Source organism: uncultured Lactobacillus sp. (genome assembly GCF_946477725.1).
Taxonomy (GTDB): Bacteria; Bacillota; Bacilli; order Lactobacillales; family Lactobacillaceae; genus Lactobacillus.
Genome location: NZ_CAMKZC010000004.1, coordinates 82,329 through 96,958 on the forward strand (window position 1 = coordinate 82,329; position 14,630 = coordinate 96,958).

The 14,630-nt window shown below is 31.8% G+C and carries 16 protein-coding genes; 7 read left to right on the forward strand and 9 right to left on the reverse strand.

The genetic code is table 11. From position 1 onward, the window contains the following. Positions 1-343: 343 nt before the first annotated feature. The gene (locus tag Q0R51_RS03345) at positions 344-835 is read right to left on the reverse strand and encodes a universal stress protein (RefSeq protein WP_294756665.1); all 492 of its coding nucleotides are present in this window, start codon (positions 833-835) and stop codon (positions 344-346) included. Between the two features lie 143 nt (positions 836-978). Between Q0R51_RS03345 and Q0R51_RS03350 the strand changes: the two genes are divergently transcribed. Together Q0R51_RS03350 and Q0R51_RS03355 are read left to right on the forward strand one after the other, a co-directional pair. Continuing rightward, on the forward strand, positions 979-1,779 hold the full coding sequence (locus Q0R51_RS03350; protein WP_294756667.1) for a tyrosine-protein phosphatase: 801 nt from the start codon (positions 979-981) through the stop codon (positions 1,777-1,779). Between the two features lie 24 nt (positions 1,780-1,803). After that, on the forward strand, positions 1,804-2,280 hold the full coding sequence (locus Q0R51_RS03355) for a nucleoside 2-deoxyribosyltransferase (RefSeq protein WP_046327691.1): 477 nt from the start codon (positions 1,804-1,806) through the stop codon (positions 2,278-2,280). A 735-nt stretch (positions 2,281-3,015) separates the two neighbouring features. Here the strand turns inward: Q0R51_RS03355 and Q0R51_RS03360 are convergent. The 5 genes from Q0R51_RS03360 to Q0R51_RS03380 form a co-directional block, all read right to left on the reverse strand. Beyond that, positions 3,016-3,108, reverse strand: coding sequence for a putative holin-like toxin (locus tag Q0R51_RS03360; RefSeq protein WP_081945322.1), 93 nt, complete (start codon positions 3,106-3,108; stop codon positions 3,016-3,018). Between the two features lie 263 nt (positions 3,109-3,371). Then, positions 3,372-4,157: an ABC transporter permease gene (locus Q0R51_RS03365; RefSeq protein ID WP_110446638.1), complete on the reverse strand. Its 786-nt coding sequence runs from the start codon at positions 4,155-4,157 to the stop codon at positions 3,372-3,374. Between the two features lies 1 nt (position 4,158). Further along, positions 4,159-4,980, reverse strand: a complete 822-nt coding sequence (locus Q0R51_RS03370; protein WP_294756671.1) for an ABC-2 family transporter protein — start codon at positions 4,978-4,980, stop codon at positions 4,159-4,161. Next, positions 4,961-5,971, reverse strand: coding sequence for an ATP-binding cassette domain-containing protein (locus Q0R51_RS03375; protein ID WP_294756695.1), 1,011 nt, complete (start codon positions 5,969-5,971; stop codon positions 4,961-4,963). The genes Q0R51_RS03370 and Q0R51_RS03375 overlap by 20 nt, the downstream gene beginning before the upstream one ends. 671 nt (positions 5,972-6,642) lie before the next feature. After that, the gene (locus tag Q0R51_RS03380; protein ID WP_294756672.1) at positions 6,643-7,308 is read right to left on the reverse strand and encodes a type 1 glutamine amidotransferase; all 666 of its coding nucleotides are present in this window, start codon (positions 7,306-7,308) and stop codon (positions 6,643-6,645) included. Positions 7,309-7,482: 174 nt separating this feature from the next. On the opposite strand from Q0R51_RS03380, the gene Q0R51_RS03385 reads away from it, so the two are divergent. Then, complete coding sequence (locus tag Q0R51_RS03385) at positions 7,483-7,821, forward strand: hypothetical protein (protein WP_046325575.1); 339 nt, start codon at positions 7,483-7,485, stop codon at positions 7,819-7,821. Between the two features lie 46 nt (positions 7,822-7,867). Here Q0R51_RS03385 and Q0R51_RS03390 read toward each other — a convergent pair whose 3' ends face one another. Further along, positions 7,868-8,527: a hypothetical protein gene (locus tag Q0R51_RS03390; protein WP_294756676.1), complete on the reverse strand. Its 660-nt coding sequence runs from the start codon at positions 8,525-8,527 to the stop codon at positions 7,868-7,870. A gap of 865 nt (positions 8,528-9,392) precedes the next feature. Between Q0R51_RS03390 and Q0R51_RS03395 the strand changes: the two genes are divergently transcribed. The 3 genes from Q0R51_RS03395 (at position 9,393) to Q0R51_RS03405 (ending at position 12,646) form a co-directional block, all read left to right on the forward strand. Further along, on the forward strand, positions 9,393-9,659 hold the full coding sequence (locus tag Q0R51_RS03395) for a hypothetical protein (RefSeq protein ID WP_294756678.1): 267 nt from the start codon (positions 9,393-9,395) through the stop codon (positions 9,657-9,659). 289 nt (positions 9,660-9,948) lie between these two features. Beyond that, positions 9,949-11,982 (forward strand): hypothetical protein, encoded by a 2,034-nt coding sequence (locus tag Q0R51_RS03400; protein WP_294756680.1) that lies wholly within the window; start codon positions 9,949-9,951, stop codon positions 11,980-11,982. A gap of 10 nt (positions 11,983-11,992) precedes the next feature. Further along, complete coding sequence (locus Q0R51_RS03405; protein ID WP_294756682.1) at positions 11,993-12,646, forward strand: putative bacteriocin export ABC transporter; 654 nt, start codon at positions 11,993-11,995, stop codon at positions 12,644-12,646. A 254-nt stretch (positions 12,647-12,900) separates the two neighbouring features. Here the strand turns inward: Q0R51_RS03405 and Q0R51_RS03410 are convergent, their stop codons facing one another. Continuing rightward, positions 12,901-13,155 (reverse strand): hypothetical protein, encoded by a 255-nt coding sequence (locus tag Q0R51_RS03410; protein WP_294756684.1) that lies wholly within the window; start codon positions 13,153-13,155, stop codon positions 12,901-12,903. A 27-nt stretch (positions 13,156-13,182) separates the two neighbouring features. After that, on the reverse strand, positions 13,183-13,446 hold the full coding sequence (locus Q0R51_RS03415; protein WP_294756688.1) for a hypothetical protein: 264 nt from the start codon (positions 13,444-13,446) through the stop codon (positions 13,183-13,185). Between the two features lie 204 nt (positions 13,447-13,650). On the opposite strand from Q0R51_RS03415, the gene Q0R51_RS03420 reads away from it, so the two are divergent. Continuing rightward, the gene (locus Q0R51_RS03420; RefSeq protein WP_294756690.1) at positions 13,651-14,475 is read left to right on the forward strand and encodes a helix-turn-helix domain-containing protein; all 825 of its coding nucleotides are present in this window, start codon (positions 13,651-13,653) and stop codon (positions 14,473-14,475) included. Positions 14,476-14,630: the final 155 nt, after the last annotated feature.

Sequence of the window (14,630 nt, forward strand, 5' to 3'; positions counted from 1 at the left end):
TAAAAAGGCATGATATGACCAATGTCACATTATGCCCTAGTAGTTATCCTGAAAGAAAAACGAACGGTTAACAAAGCGAGTTGAACAGTATATAAATAGGAGAATAAATTATAAATTTTTCCTGTTACCGTCATTGCCCTCAACCTTCCAAACACTATAATTACGTTCATTTCATAAAGATAATACCATAAATATTCGTAAAATAGCAAGAGATAATAAAATTTTATTTAATTATCGTGTTATTAAAATAGTATTTCCGAACACTATTAGCAATTATCTTTGACTTTTGGGCATAAAAAAGGCATACGAATTATTGATCGTATGCTTTTAAATTTATGTATAATTATTTCTTACCGTTTTGCGGCTTAAGTGGATTATTATTAATGTCTGTTCTGACAATTAAAACGTCAGCCAAAGCATGTTGATTAACATATTCAGTAACTGAACCCATCAACATTCTTTCTACTGCATTTAATCCTGTTGCACCCATGATAATCAAATCATTGTGATGATCTTTAATAAAGTCATAGGAAATAATCGCCTTCGGACTGCCATAACGAATATGATAATCAATATCATCGAAGCCTAAGTTGTCATGAGCCCATTCTTTTAAGCTTTTAAGATATTTTTCTGAATCTTGCGTCATCTGATAAACGGTGTCGCCCGTGATCAGTGTATCTTGCATTTCACCCAAGAATTGTCTGGTATCAATAACACTCAAGACATCGATATGTGCATTTTCCGTCATTGCAATTTTAACTGCTTTATCAAAGGATCTTTCTGCCGACTCTGAACCGTCAACTGGAACTAAAATGCTAGCTTTTTTCGTTTCCATGTTCTCACCCTTTTGAAATATAATGTTCTTTTGTTTATTTTACCATAATTTCACTATCCACTTAGGTTTTTTTATAATTGTTTATATACTAGTTTATTGCTAAAATTAAGTGTAATTGTCAAATGCAAAGGTGGAGGTATTCAATGACCCAAAAACTTAAAAATCAATTAATTGGCGTAACAAGCGGCCGTAATTTCCGCGAGCTGGGCGGCTATCAAACTACTGACGGCAAAACTGTTAAAATGCATAAATTACTCAGAACAGCTAACTTGGCAAAACTGGATAAAACCGATCTGAAGTTTTTACATGACTATGGCGTTAAGTATGTCGTTGACTTCCGGAGTAAAGATGAGGCTGAAAAAGAACCTGATCGTGTTCCAGAAGGTGCCATTTACAATTTTGATCCGGTATTTAGTGAAGACTTGACCGAGTCATCAAAGGGAATTGATGAAATTCTTAGTCAAAAAAACCAAGATCCCAAAGCTGGATTTGACCACATGTTTTTGGCCTATGATGACATGATTAAAAGCGAGTCTGCTCAAAAAGCTTACCGCCACTTCTTTGATGTACTGCTAGCTAATGACGAAGAAGACCAGAGTGTAATTTTCCATTGCACCGCCGGTAAAGACAGAACTGGTTTTGCAGCACTATTGATTTTATCAGCACTTAGTGTGCCATTTGAAACTATCAAAAAAGATTACCTGTTAACAAACGTTGCCACCAAAGACTTTGTCCATGATTTTTTGCAAAAAGCCAAAGATGAAGGAGCAAATGACGTTACAGTAAATATCCTAAAAGACTTGCAAACCGTGCACTCCGAGTACATTGACTTTGTAGTTTCAACTATAAATAAAAATTATGGTAGCGTTGAAAACTACTTACATGATATTATGAGATTAACTGATGATGAAATCAGTAAATTACGTGAAATATATTTAAAATAGGTTTAAATGGTAAGGAGAAATTTTATGACTAAAACAAAGACTGTTTATTTTGGTGCTGGTTGGTTTAACGATAAGCAAAACGACGCTTACAAGAAGACAATGAAAGCTTTAGAAGAAAACCCAACCATTGACCTGGAAAACAGCTATGTTCCTTTAGATCATCAATACAAAGGCATCAATGTCGAGGAGCATCCTGAATATCTGCGTGATCGTGAATGGGAAACCGCTACTTACCGCGGTGACTTAACAGGTATTAAGACCAGCGATGTTATGATCGGCGTCTATTTACCAGATGAAGAAGATGTAGGTCTCGGTATGGAATTGGGTTATGCGCTGTCCCAAGGAAAATACATTGTATTGGTTATTCCTGATGAAGACTACGGCAAACCAATCAATTTAATGAGCTGGGGCGTTTGTGATATTGCACTTAAGCTCAGTGAAGTGAAAGACTTTGATTTCAATAAACCTCGTTTTGACTTTTACGATGGAGCTGCTTATTAAACAAAGCTGCGTTCATACAAAAACTAAATAAGACAAACAAAAACCGTTTCTGTTGAAACGGTTTTTGTGTGAGCAAGCTATGACTGTTCAAGGCAGTTTAGCCTAGTGCGTAAATTAACTGCATAATGCTAAATTAGTGCTAGTTTTGCAATTTAAAATGCCTTGTAGTTCTTTTACGCTATGAATACTGCTCTATAATACTTAATTGCACCATAAAAGTATCCATGCTAAAATACAGGTGTAAGAAAAAGGAAGACTTACCACAATAAGTCTTCCTCACGTAGAGCCGCCACAAAGGACGGTAGCTGCGCTTATATTAGTTTTACATTAAAACCGCCCAGCCAGTATCTAGGACGGTTTTTTGATTTTGCTCATTTATCATGATGCTTGTAAATAAAAACCGTTTCTGTTGAAACGGTTTTTGTGTGAGCAAGATATGATTGTTCAAGGCAGTTTAAGCTTAGTGTATAAAATTAACTGCATATTGTTAAATTAGTGCTAGTTTTGCAATTTAAAATACCTTGTATTCTTTTACGCTATGAATTCTGCTCTTATAATACTTAATTGCACCGTAAAGACATTCATGCTAAAATACAGGTGTAAGAAAAAGGAAGACTTACCTCAATAAGCCTTCCTCACGTAGAGCCGCCACAAAGGACGGTAGCTGCGCTTATAGTTATAATTTTTTAAATTTATAAACCGCCCAGCTAGTTTCTAGGACGGTTTTTGATTTGCTCATTTATCATGATGCTTGTCAATAAACATTAACAAGGTCAAGATAAACATGCCAAAGTTAAGCATTAAACTTAACGCTTCGGCAGTGCTCATCAACTGCTGCTCCTTTCTTTTGGGAGATTGGAGTATGAATCAAGATAGTTCATAGGCCTCACTTCCTTCATGAAAGCGGCAGCTACCGTCCTTTTAACTTTTCTACGCTAATTAAATTATAACAAACCAATCTCAAATATTAACCGGATTTTAGGAAAATTATCTATAATCATATACACCAAGCCATTAAAATGGCTTGGTTTTTAATGTGAAATAAAAGTTATCAAACAAAATGAAATTATTGTTGAATTTTAATAATGCATCTAAGATCCTGAACTTTCATAGACAGAAATTCCCTTATGCCATATTAACAAGGATAGTGTAAAGAGCAATATTGATATTATTATTAAGCCTCCAATGTTAAACCATCCCTTATTGCCAGTTAGAAAAAAGCTGGCAGGATAGAATGCTGTGAACGCAAAAGGAATGATAAAACTAATAATAATACGAATAGTTCCGTTATATATACTTACAGGATATTTAGCAAAATTATTTAACATATAAAATATATACATCAAGCTACCTGATTGTTTGCTCCAAAAAGCAATACTTGCAGCAATTATTTTAATACTAGTATAAATTAAGGTCGCAAAGGGAATAGCAATTATAAACAAAGCAGCCTTCCACAATGACCAGTGGACGATATTGCTAGTTTTTATTAATAATGCAATTCCAATTATGAGTTCGCCACATGCATCTAGTTGAAATGTTTCTATCAAAACCTGAAAAAGTGGTGAAATCGGTCTTAACATATATTTATCAAACTGACCATTTCTAATAATTCTTTTCCCCAAGTTCCATAAATTATCAAATAATAAATGATCAATTCCTTTGGGAATCAAAGAAAAACCGTAAATAAAGGCAATTTGAGTTAGAGTCCACCCATATAAAGTTGGAATTTTGGAAAAAATTATCCATAAAAAAGCAATATTTAACGCCTGTGTCAAAAATACACCAATAATTCCAATTACAAAGTCAGTTTTATATTCCATTAATTGTTTTAAATATTGGACAATAAATATTTTTTGTAACTTAAAATACCTTAGCATTTTATCCTCCTTGAATCGTTAATTTACTAATTACCACAGACCAAATAAACCTTGATAATAAATAAAACGCCAGTGTCCAAAATAATTGAATTCCCAGTACTTCGAGCAGCTCCAACTCTTGATACTTACCTAAATAAATCATTACTGGTGTATAAACAAACGATCCAAACGGAAAAATCTGTAAAACAGTGGCTATAATTTTTGGAAAAAAGGAAAGCGGAATTAATGATCCAGACATAAAGGCTATAATAGCCTGTTTCATCACTCTAGCACCCCACAGATTTTTAGAAACAAAAGCTGTGAATCCAAAACAAACATTAAAATAGAAATTGATAAAGTATGAAAGAATAGTCGAAAAAGCAAAAAATAATATATTTAGAAAATTAATTGGAACGCTGCTGGGATTCATACTTTGAAAAATCAAAATACCGCCAAAAATTGGTACTGCCAGCATTATTATCTGCAAGAGCTTTATACCAATTTCACTAAAAAGATATGTATCTACAAAGTTAATTGGCTTTAGTAATCTCATACTAATGGATCCATCTTTAACTTCTTCACCAATATTGTCACTGACGCCAGTTTTAGTAATTACGCTAACAAAAAAGCTTAAAAACACATAAAGTTTCATTTGTTGAATACTAAATCCACCAATAGTAACTGCATTTGATGAATTAAAAATTGAAATCCAAAGAAAATATGTTACTACAGCTTCAAGAATGTCTCCTAGTCGATAACAAATAAAGTCTAAACGGTATGAAAGACTAATTTTTAAGCCAGCACTGATAAAAGGTGTGTACTTTTTAAACCTTCTCGGAATCATTACCAATCTCCCTTCTGATAAATCTCCGCACAATATCCTCTACGTCAGGATCCTTAACAGCTACATCAACTATAGGCACCCGATCTAAGGTATATTTTATTATGTTAGGTAAAGGAACTTTAGTTGCATCAAAGTAAACGTGGACCGTATCTTCAGCAACTGCAGTATCAATATTACTAAATTTCTTTTGATACTCTAAGATGCTAGAGACAATTTTATTTTCAAGCTTAAAAACCACTTCATGAATTTTACCGTATTGCTTTTTTAGTTCTTCAATTGAACCGTCAAAAATCTTTTCCCCATGATCAATCAAATATATTCTCTGACATAGTAGCTCAATGTCTTTTAAATCATGTGTAGTTAATAAAATAGTCGTTTTTTCTTCTTGATTTATTGCAGTTATTGCTTTCCTAATCTTATCTTTAACAGACACATCTAGTCCTATTGTTGGTTCATCTAGAAATAAAACTTTAGGTCTATGCAATAAGCTGGCTGCAATATCAGCCCTCATTCTTTGTCCCAGTGATAACGTTCGAACGGGATCGTTAATGAAATCATTTAAATCCAAAATTTCATTTAAAAATCCCATACGTGTCCTAAACTCTTTATCTGGAACTTGGTAAACTTCTTTTAATACAGAATATGTTTCCTGGAGAGGAAGGTCCCACCATAATTGTGTTCTTTGTCCAAAAACGACACCTATTTCTTGAACATACTTTTTTCTGTCTTTTTGAGGGTTAAAGCCATTAATAGTACATTTACCGGAAGTTGGCGTAAGAATACCAGTTAACATTTTGATTGTTGTCGATTTACCCGCTCCATTGGCTCCTATAAACCCAAATACTTGTCCTTTTGGAACGTTAAAAGTCAAATTCTTAACAGCCTTAAAGTCCACAGTTTGAGGATTAAATAATGATTTAAAACTGCCAGCTAATCCTTTTTCCTTTACCACTTTTTTAAATGTCTTATTTAAATCGTGAACTTCAATCATATAATTGCTAGACAAAATTTTCCCTCCCTTTTTTGTTTCTTCTTTCCTTCTCGCTTCGCATAATAAAATTTACTAATAATTTACTATCTTCAATTAGTAATTTTGTAATAAAAACAAAATTAGATGATTTAATATCATTAACAATTTACAAGCTAGAAATTAAGTACTTTTGTTACATTAACTAATGCTAGACAAGAGAGACCCTTATTTTAGGCACATATATAGTCCTAACATAAAGTTCTGACAAATCAATATTTAGTTTAATGTTAGCGGTAACAAAACGCTTTAACTATTTATAATGGTTAAGCAAAAAAGGACTAACTTTCTCTTATCAAGCGTTAGTCCCAAATTAAATTCTATTAAAATATCTTTTCTGACTTAATAAAAATCCTAAAAATGCCCTATTTAATATACGCCCCAAATGCTAATCATTCTTAAACCTCCATCATGATACTTACTGTTTATTATTTTAAGGTAAAATTTGCCAGCGCCAGCTGACAGTTCATTTTTCACTGCCATTGGTGTAAGACCAGCTTGTAAATCACCGAATGCGCGGGAGATAATGCATTTGCTTTAAATCTTGGAGAACTGCAATCAAAATTTTCCATTCTTTAACGGTAATTGCATCACTTTCAAGTAATTTTAAAACAAATTTTCTATATCTAAATTATTTATTCTGTCAAATAATCTAAAATGCGAAACATTGCCCTTTTATTTTCTTTAGGAACAGGATGCTCAATAATCTGCTTAGCTGTTTGCTTAAACACTGACCCAGAAAGATATTGAGAATCGTTAACCACAATCTCTTTGATATTATCTTTTTCTGGTTCTAAGTGAAACTGCAAACCAACAGCTTGCTTGCCTAAAACAAAACCTTGATTTTGTAAATTAGCATTAGAAAATAAAATGTCAGCCTCTTTTGGTATTTCAAACATTTCTTCATGCCAATGCAATACTTCTAAACTTTCAGGTAAGCCAGTAATTAATTTGGATTGCAATTTGACCGGCCCCCAGCCTACTTCCTTAACCGGCGCCTTTTTAACCTGATAGCCTAAAGTTTTAACAATTTGTTGGGCGCCAAAGCATACTCCCAAAATAGGCTTTCCCTCCTGAAATAGCTGCTTAATTAACTGGCGCTCTTGCTTAATCCATGGCAGATCGTCATTTGGACTCATTGGACCACCTAAGATAACTAGTAAATCTGTTGTGGCAGCAACGGGCAAAATGCCAAACTGATAGGGATGATATACATAAAAGTCATGCTGATGCAGGTCGGCCCATTCCTGAATTGAACCGGGGCCTTCGTTTGGCGTGTGTTGTAAAATGTTAACTCTCATCGTTTTGCTCCTTTTAAAATAATTTAGCACCATAATGTTTTTAATAAAATATTCAAATAATAATTTAATATTATTATAATTTAGTGATAAGGTATAGTTTAAGTCTATACAGTAAAAATATTACTTTTTTTATTGCATAGACTTATTAAATTTAATTTTGAAAGGTTTCAAATCATGCTGAAATATAAACTTAATCCGAAAATTGCCTTATTTTTAATGGGCATTTTACAATTTTTAATTGGTATTCTTTTTATTTATTATCATAAAAATAAAATAGCTATATATACTTACTTTTTCTTTGGTGTGATATTACTGCTAGGCGCTATTTTCATTAAAACCACCCACCCTGTAAAAATTATTCAAAAGGCTAATCTGGATGGCGGAGAAAAGTTTTTCAAGTGCTTATTTTTAGCAACTTTGGCATTTTCGCTTCTAGTATTAATTTTTGATAGGACTAATCTGACTTTGTATATTCCGCAGATTGATGCATACTTATTTTTTATCCTATTTTAACCTACCGGTTCCAGGAAAAGTAGTAGATAAAAAGTTCTGCAACAGCTCAATCAAAACATATGATACTTTTTATTTTCCAATTCCAAAAAGAATTGGATTTTTTTTGCATATAAATCCCAACAGGTTTATTTTTGATACTTGCAACATAATAGCCACATTCTTCAGTTCCACCTTGAAACTTGCTAATTTTCTGGCAGCGATCACTAGTTTTAAGAGAATGTAAAAATTTCGCTGTTTTCCTATTAAGTGCTACTTGGTTAATTTCTCGGGTATCGTGTTTTCTTATTATTTGATTAACCTGATATTGTGCTACATCAGGTACATAGTCATTTGACGCCCAATAGCAAAATAAAAAAAGACCTGCAGCAACAATACATGCAAATATACCAAATTTCACTTTTCTAGTCATTATTGCCACCTCATTTACAATATTGACCAAATAGTAGTTCATTTTATTAAAAAAGCAATTGACTTGTTTTATTAAACTATAAAATTCATCAATTTCTGATCTTAAGTTATTAGCTAAATGATCAATTTCAATTTTTTGAAATAAGCATACTCGCTCTAATACTGCGGCTTTATATTTCTGACAAACAGCAATACTGACTTTAGCTACAAGTAATTTATCATATTGGCCCAAGTCTTTAATTAGGGGTTTTAGTTTAATTAAATTAGCTGCTACCAAGTCAAATTTATGTGCCAACATTTCAGTCATTACCTGATTAACTAATGTATTTACTTTTAAAGACTTATTTAAGGGGTAATATTTATCGATTGCTTGAATAATTTTGTCAACAATTTTATTTGCAGTTTCGTAATCATACGATCAAAGGGATCGTTCGCTAACACTTGTTGTGTTATCCTTCGTGATATTCTTAATTTCCTAATCGTCCGATCAAACTTGTTCATGTAAAAACCTATTTAAAAACCTCGCTTAAATAGTATTATGAAACTAAGAATGCATTAGAAGTTAAATTTTAAATGAGTCCTCAAACACTATAAAAGATTTTTAGATGTATATTGCTCTTTTAATGTCAAATTAAAATTAAATTCGATGTTGCTAAAATGATGACAAAGGCGATTACATTTGGTGGAGTTTTAGATTAAAAGATGCGCATCGCAGTAATTAATAATAAGCTTTCATGATCACATAACACTAGATTATAAAAGTAAGAGGGGCTGAAGATAATGTTTCCACCATTTTTAGCCACAATGATGAAAATTCTGCTTTTGGCAACATACTATGACCCAAAACTACGCAAAAATTATGGTGGCGATCCGTAAAATTTAAAACTTTTTAATTTATCAATTTTAAAATACTTCCAGTATTAAATTTTTCTTTACTGGAAGTATTTTTTAGTTACAAAAATTATTATCACTATTATTGATTAATATACAATAATATTATTATTGATAATAAATTAAATAAAAATTTGATTTACTATTAAATCAGTGTATAATACTCACTAATAAATGTTAATTTAGTTATAATTAGATTAAGCAAGTTAGCATATCGATTAATCAATCATTACTATTAATATTTTATAATCTAAAAAAGGAAGATGATTTATATGGATGCAATAAAAAATAGAATGGCAGAAAATAGAAAAAACTACCAAAGAAAACCACAAAGGCTGAAAAATTACGAGTCCATTACCTTCTTCATTGTATTGATAGCTTCTTGTGCTGTGGAGTTTTATCTTTTGCCAAATTTTTGGCCTTTTTGGACCAGCGGTTCTAATTTCCTAACATTTATAATTAGTGTTGTTATTTGTGTGATAGCTCTCTTTTTGTCTAACAAAGTAGTCAATTATTTCTATTATAAAAACAAAAATTAAAGGCGAACTTTTAAAAATATTTAAGACACCCATCATAGGTGTCTTTTTGTGTTATCTAAAATCAATTATTTTTTGTCTTCACTAGTAAGAAGTGAAAAGCGACTTAAATACATACCTACAAAATTATTTTCAACAATTTTCCAACATCAAAAGCAAAGCACAGTTGAAAGAACATGATATCTTGTTTAGACTCATAGTAGCGGTTTAGTTAAAATTACATATATATGATAAAAGATACAGAATACCAATTCGATTTTGACAGAGCTATTTTTGGATAAGAGGTTTAAAGGTGCTACGAAAAATAAAAGTCCTACTTTACTTGCTAGTTACAATTGCTACTATCGCCCTGTTCACTAACATTTTTCATTCCTATGATGACAGTTCTTTACCCGATAATCCAACTATTGTGGAAATTTATGGTTCAAAAAAACTTAATAATTCTCAAATTAGGAAATGGCAAAAAACGGACAGTAAAGAATGGAACAAAAAACATAATAAAAAAAGTTTTTTTATCATATTACAAAAGTTTGCTCATTCTAAGAATATTTCTTTAGTTAAGCTAAGAATTAATAATTTTAATGGCCATCAAAGTAAAATAGTTTATAGTTTTGGCAATGATAATAAAGATTACTCACTTTATAAAGATAAATCTGTTAAAAAATTATCAAATAAAAAGCTACAATTAGAAGATCTTTACGGAGTATATTGTACTAATGCCCAAAATAAAGTTTTGGCCGATTTACTTTCATTACTCCATTTACACCAATTAAGAGTACGAACTGAACACAACTCCCTATCATTTAATTATATTTTGCATTTATTTCTAACGGAATTAAGTAGTACCAACGTAGTCATATTTTTGGGTGTTATCAGCATTTTGTTCATTGTAATGGTGCTCGAAAAATTATACCGTTTCAAAGCGTATGGCATAATGAAAATTAACGGCTTAAATAACTGGCAGCTTTTTATGAACGACTTAAAAAGAGAAGCACCTTTATTAGTTGCAGCTCTCGGCTTAATTGTAATATTCATAGTCGCTTGGGGATCTTATTCATTTACTGCTAAAGGTTGGACAACTTTTTTACCCTACTTGCTACTCGTATTATTGATTTTATTTTTAAGTTTCTTCTTCTTAAACACCTTATCCTATTTAGTTCTGGCACTATTAAAACCTTATGCCGCAATCAAAGGCGAAGAACATTCAGGAGCGTTTTTATTAATTGGCTATCTTTTAAAAATAGTGCTGCTAGCCTTAATAATGCTTAATGCGATAGCTTTATATAAGAATTACCAGATTTATACAAGAGACACGAGTATCATCAAAAAGCTTTCTGCTAAAGAAAATGGCTATTCACTGAATCTTAGTTGGCATATTTCGGACAAGGCTGAAGATATGAAAGTAGCGCGAAAAGTTCATAAATTGGTGGTCAAGTCTCCACAAGCAATTGTTTCAAAAAATTCACAGGTATTCAGACCAGCAATGCGGGATGTTCAGCCTGAAAATGGCAATGTGATTACTGCCAATAAAAGTTTCCTGGCAAAGAGTGGTCTCACTTCTAAACATATTAAAGTTTCTGAAAATAATGTCTTGCTCTTAGTACCAAAGAATCGCTTAGACCAACTGGAAGAAGCTAAAAAGGAGTTGAAGAGCTTCCTTAAGTTTCAAAATAAGTTACCTAACCGCTATCGCAAGCAAAAAAAGATGCTATCGGTTCAAGTCATCCCAATTGCAAGTGATCAAAAAGTCCTTAATTATACCGTTAATGACGAGATACTATCGTCTATTTCATTTAATCCGCTAATTATCGTAGTGAATGATAAGTTGTTATCGGATGATTTCTATTTGTCAACTAACAGTCAAGGAATGATTCGCTTTCCCGATCTTAAAGCCCTGCAAAAATTAGTGAAGCGTTTAGGTTTAACCCCTTATACTGTTGGAATTACCAGCCAGCAGGCATTGCTTTCGGATTATGTCGCAAAAGCAAATAAAGAGCTGCTCCTATTAACCATTACGACAATCATATCACTGCTACAATTAATTTTTATTATCTTGTTTGTCAGCTCAACCTTCTTGCAAAGCCAGAGACATAAAATGGCGGTTTATCAGGTATTCGGAAAATCTAACGCTAAACTAATTTGCACGTTTTTAATTGTTAATTTGGGGTTTGATTTCTTAATGATTAGCTTGGTTTTAGCTAAAAGAGGATATTTAAACTTAATGCCGCTTACTTTAGGTTACCTTTTAATAGAAGCAGGTATTATTTTATTAACTTATATTCACGCACAGCACAATTTATTAATTACCCTTAATCACGGAAATTAGGAGCGAAAAATTGATTAAAGTAGAACATCTTACTAAAAAGTTTAAAGAAAAAGTTATCTTCGAAGATATTAATTGCACTTTAGAAACAGGTAAAACTTATGCTATTGTGGGCAAAAGTGGTGCTGGTAAAACAACTTTTCTTAATGTTTTAAGCGGACTTGAGCAACCTTCATCCGGAAAAGTTGTTATTACTGATCTAACTGTTAATGGTAAAAATCGCAAAAAACTATATCGCACAACTTTTGGCTTTATTTTTCAAAATTTTGGGTTAATTGACACGGAGACCGTCAAGCAAAACCTAGAATTAGGCTTAGTTAATCAGAAATTAACTAAAGGACAAAAAAGCAAACGAATGCATGCGGCTTTAAAGCAAGTGGGTCTGGAAAAAATGCCGTTTAATCAAAAAGTATATACTCTCAGCGGAGGTGAACAGCAACGGATAGCGCTAGCTCGCATACTTTTAAAAACCCCCAAAGTGATATTCGCGGATGAACCAACCGGTTCGCTAGATTCAGAAAATAGCCAAGTAGTGCTAAAAACCTTGTTAAATAATTTTGATCCCGCTGCCACAATTGTGATAGCAACTCATGATCCGAGTGTTTGGCAAGAATGTGATTACCTAATTAAAATCGAAGATAAAAAGATTAAAATAATCCTCAACTGATATCATCCCTAAAATTAAGATTAAACACAAAGAACTAACACGCGATTTATTAGCAAGTTAGTTCTTTTAATTTTATTGCAAATTCTAATTCAGACTATGACAATAATTTTTCGGGCCAATTGTTTTTAACTTAAAAGCTCCAAGCTATCTATAGCTTGGAGTCAAAATATTAGCAAAAGGGTTTTAAAAAAATCCCCAAGCTATTTTTATAATCAAAATTTTTATCATATATCACTGTGTTTGCTTTTTAATAACTAATCGTTCAAAGCAACTTTTCTGAATATAAAATATATTGCTGCTAGTATACATACCTGAACTACCCCAAGAATAATGCTGACACTGTTTAAAGCAGTGAAATTCTTAAATAGCAAGTACGATACAACTGGTGGTATAACAATAATTGCAATTGCTACCCCAGCAAAAATTTTGTTAAGAGCTTGCAGTTGTTCTCTTCCTGTATATTCCATTCCCGCAAATAAGATAAGAAGTAAAATCATAATCCACAACATATTTTCACCTCATAATAACTCTATCGTTTATTTTGCTGAACGATAATCACTAAAAATATAAAATAAACCTAACAGAATAAGTAAAGCAATTCCAGAATGGAAAGCCGGTAAAATTTGGCCAAACTGAAAATTATGTATTAATAATTCAAAGGCTACTAAGGAAACGGAGGTTAATATCAATATCATTCCCCGATTAGTCCTAAGAAATTTGACTGCTGGATTATCTTGATAAATTTTACCCAAACACCAGCATGTAATGATTAAAGATACCCCTGCTATTGTTTCGGTCATGTATTTATCCTCCTTTCCAAATAAATGTACAAAAGTCATGCTGTTACGTCTTTATAGGTAAGATGACGACTTCTTAATTGACGAAATAAATCAGATATAATTATTGATTTATTTCTAAACTAAGAATAACATTAAACCATTATTAATAATGTGCAAAATCAGCACATCATTCTAAGAATAAATAAACATAAAAAGAGTAATACCATGAGCAATTTTGGCAAAACAATTCATAGTCTTAGAACTACACGTAAAATGACCCAGCAAGATTTAGCACAAGATTTATTTGACCGTAGTACAATTTCAAAAATTGAAAATACTGAATTATCAACTACTTACGAAAATGAACTTAAATTAATAAAGCGACTAGGCTTAACTCACAACGAGTTTGAATATATTAGTAATGGTTATCATATTAGTACTAAAAGTCAACTTCTGCATCGGTTTTTAAACCTTGATGGTAGTATTGATAAGGATAAAATAAATAGTTTGTTACAAGATTGTCTCTTAGTCAAAAACGACAATGATATTAAACGAATTACTATTATTCTTAAAGCTCTACTATTAGTCGATAAACCAAAAGGATTTACTCATGCACAAGAACTAGTTCAACCTATTTGGCTCAACTCTCTTCGTAATATCGAGATTTTTACTGTTACAGATATTACGATCCTTAATTCAATTTTATTTGCCTTTGACTATCAAACAGCAAACGAAATTATTGCCAAGATTATTGCTAATATAGACAATCATTATCCGTTTATGAAAACTCTGAAAACCAATGCGCTAATTAATCAGGCAATAATACAAATGACGCATCACAAATTTAAGTTAGCTGTCACTACTTTAAATAGTTTAAAGCCTTTATTAAAGAGCCTAAGACAGTATGATAAATTACTTGTTGTTAATGCTCGAATTGCAATTTGCCAAAAACACAAATTAGAAGCCCTAGAACAGATTAGTTTATTAGAAAAAATTGGTGCCCAAAACTTGGCAGAAAGTTTAAAACAGGAAGTTGAAGATTTTTTATAAATTAAAGACATTTGCAATAATACTAAAATTTATTTTAATCAACAGCTAAGACTGCTTCTTAATTTGAAATAAAACTAACTAAAAAGCCTCTGAAACTTTAAAATTTCAGAGACTTCTTTATTTTAGTAATCGCAACATAATCTTATTTATCTGAC

What these genes read in the sequence shown, in the direction of transcription:
- Q0R51_RS03355 (WP_046327691.1), top strand. Translation starts at nt 1,804, where the DNA reads ATGACTAAAACAAAGACTGTTTATTTTGGTGCTGGTTGGTTTAACGAT.
- Q0R51_RS03385 (WP_046325575.1), top strand. Translation starts at nt 7,483, where the DNA reads ATGCTGAAATATAAACTTAATCCGAAAATTGCCTTATTTTTAATGGGC.
- Q0R51_RS03360 (WP_081945322.1), bottom strand. Translation starts at nt 3,108, where the DNA reads ATGAGCACTGCCGAAGCGTTAAGTTTAATGCTTAACTTTGGCATGTTT.
- Q0R51_RS03420 (WP_294756690.1), top strand. Translation starts at nt 13,651, where the DNA reads ATGAGCAATTTTGGCAAAACAATTCATAGTCTTAGAACTACACGTAAA.
- Q0R51_RS03390 (WP_294756676.1), bottom strand. Translation starts at nt 8,527, where the DNA reads ATGTTGGCACATAAATTTGACTTGGTAGCAGCTAATTTAATTAAACTA.
- Q0R51_RS03345 (WP_294756665.1), bottom strand. Translation starts at nt 835, where the DNA reads ATGGAAACGAAAAAAGCTAGCATTTTAGTTCCAGTTGACGGTTCAGAG.
- Q0R51_RS03380 (WP_294756672.1), bottom strand. Translation starts at nt 7,308, where the DNA reads ATGAGAGTTAACATTTTACAACACACGCCAAACGAAGGCCCCGGTTCA.
- Q0R51_RS03375 (WP_294756695.1), bottom strand. Translation starts at nt 5,971, where the DNA reads ATGATTGAAGTTCACGATTTAAATAAGACATTTAAAAAAGTGGTAAAG.
- Q0R51_RS03395 (WP_294756678.1), top strand. Translation starts at nt 9,393, where the DNA reads ATGGATGCAATAAAAAATAGAATGGCAGAAAATAGAAAAAACTACCAA.
- Q0R51_RS03410 (WP_294756684.1), bottom strand. Translation starts at nt 13,155, where the DNA reads ATGTTGTGGATTATGATTTTACTTCTTATCTTATTTGCGGGAATGGAA.
- Q0R51_RS03415 (WP_294756688.1), bottom strand. Translation starts at nt 13,446, where the DNA reads ATGACCGAAACAATAGCAGGGGTATCTTTAATCATTACATGCTGGTGT.
- Q0R51_RS03370 (WP_294756671.1), bottom strand. Translation starts at nt 4,980, where the DNA reads ATGATTCCGAGAAGGTTTAAAAAGTACACACCTTTTATCAGTGCTGGC.
- Q0R51_RS03365 (WP_110446638.1), bottom strand. Translation starts at nt 4,157, where the DNA reads ATGCTAAGGTATTTTAAGTTACAAAAAATATTTATTGTCCAATATTTA.
- Q0R51_RS03350 (WP_294756667.1), top strand. Translation starts at nt 979, where the DNA reads ATGACCCAAAAACTTAAAAATCAATTAATTGGCGTAACAAGCGGCCGT.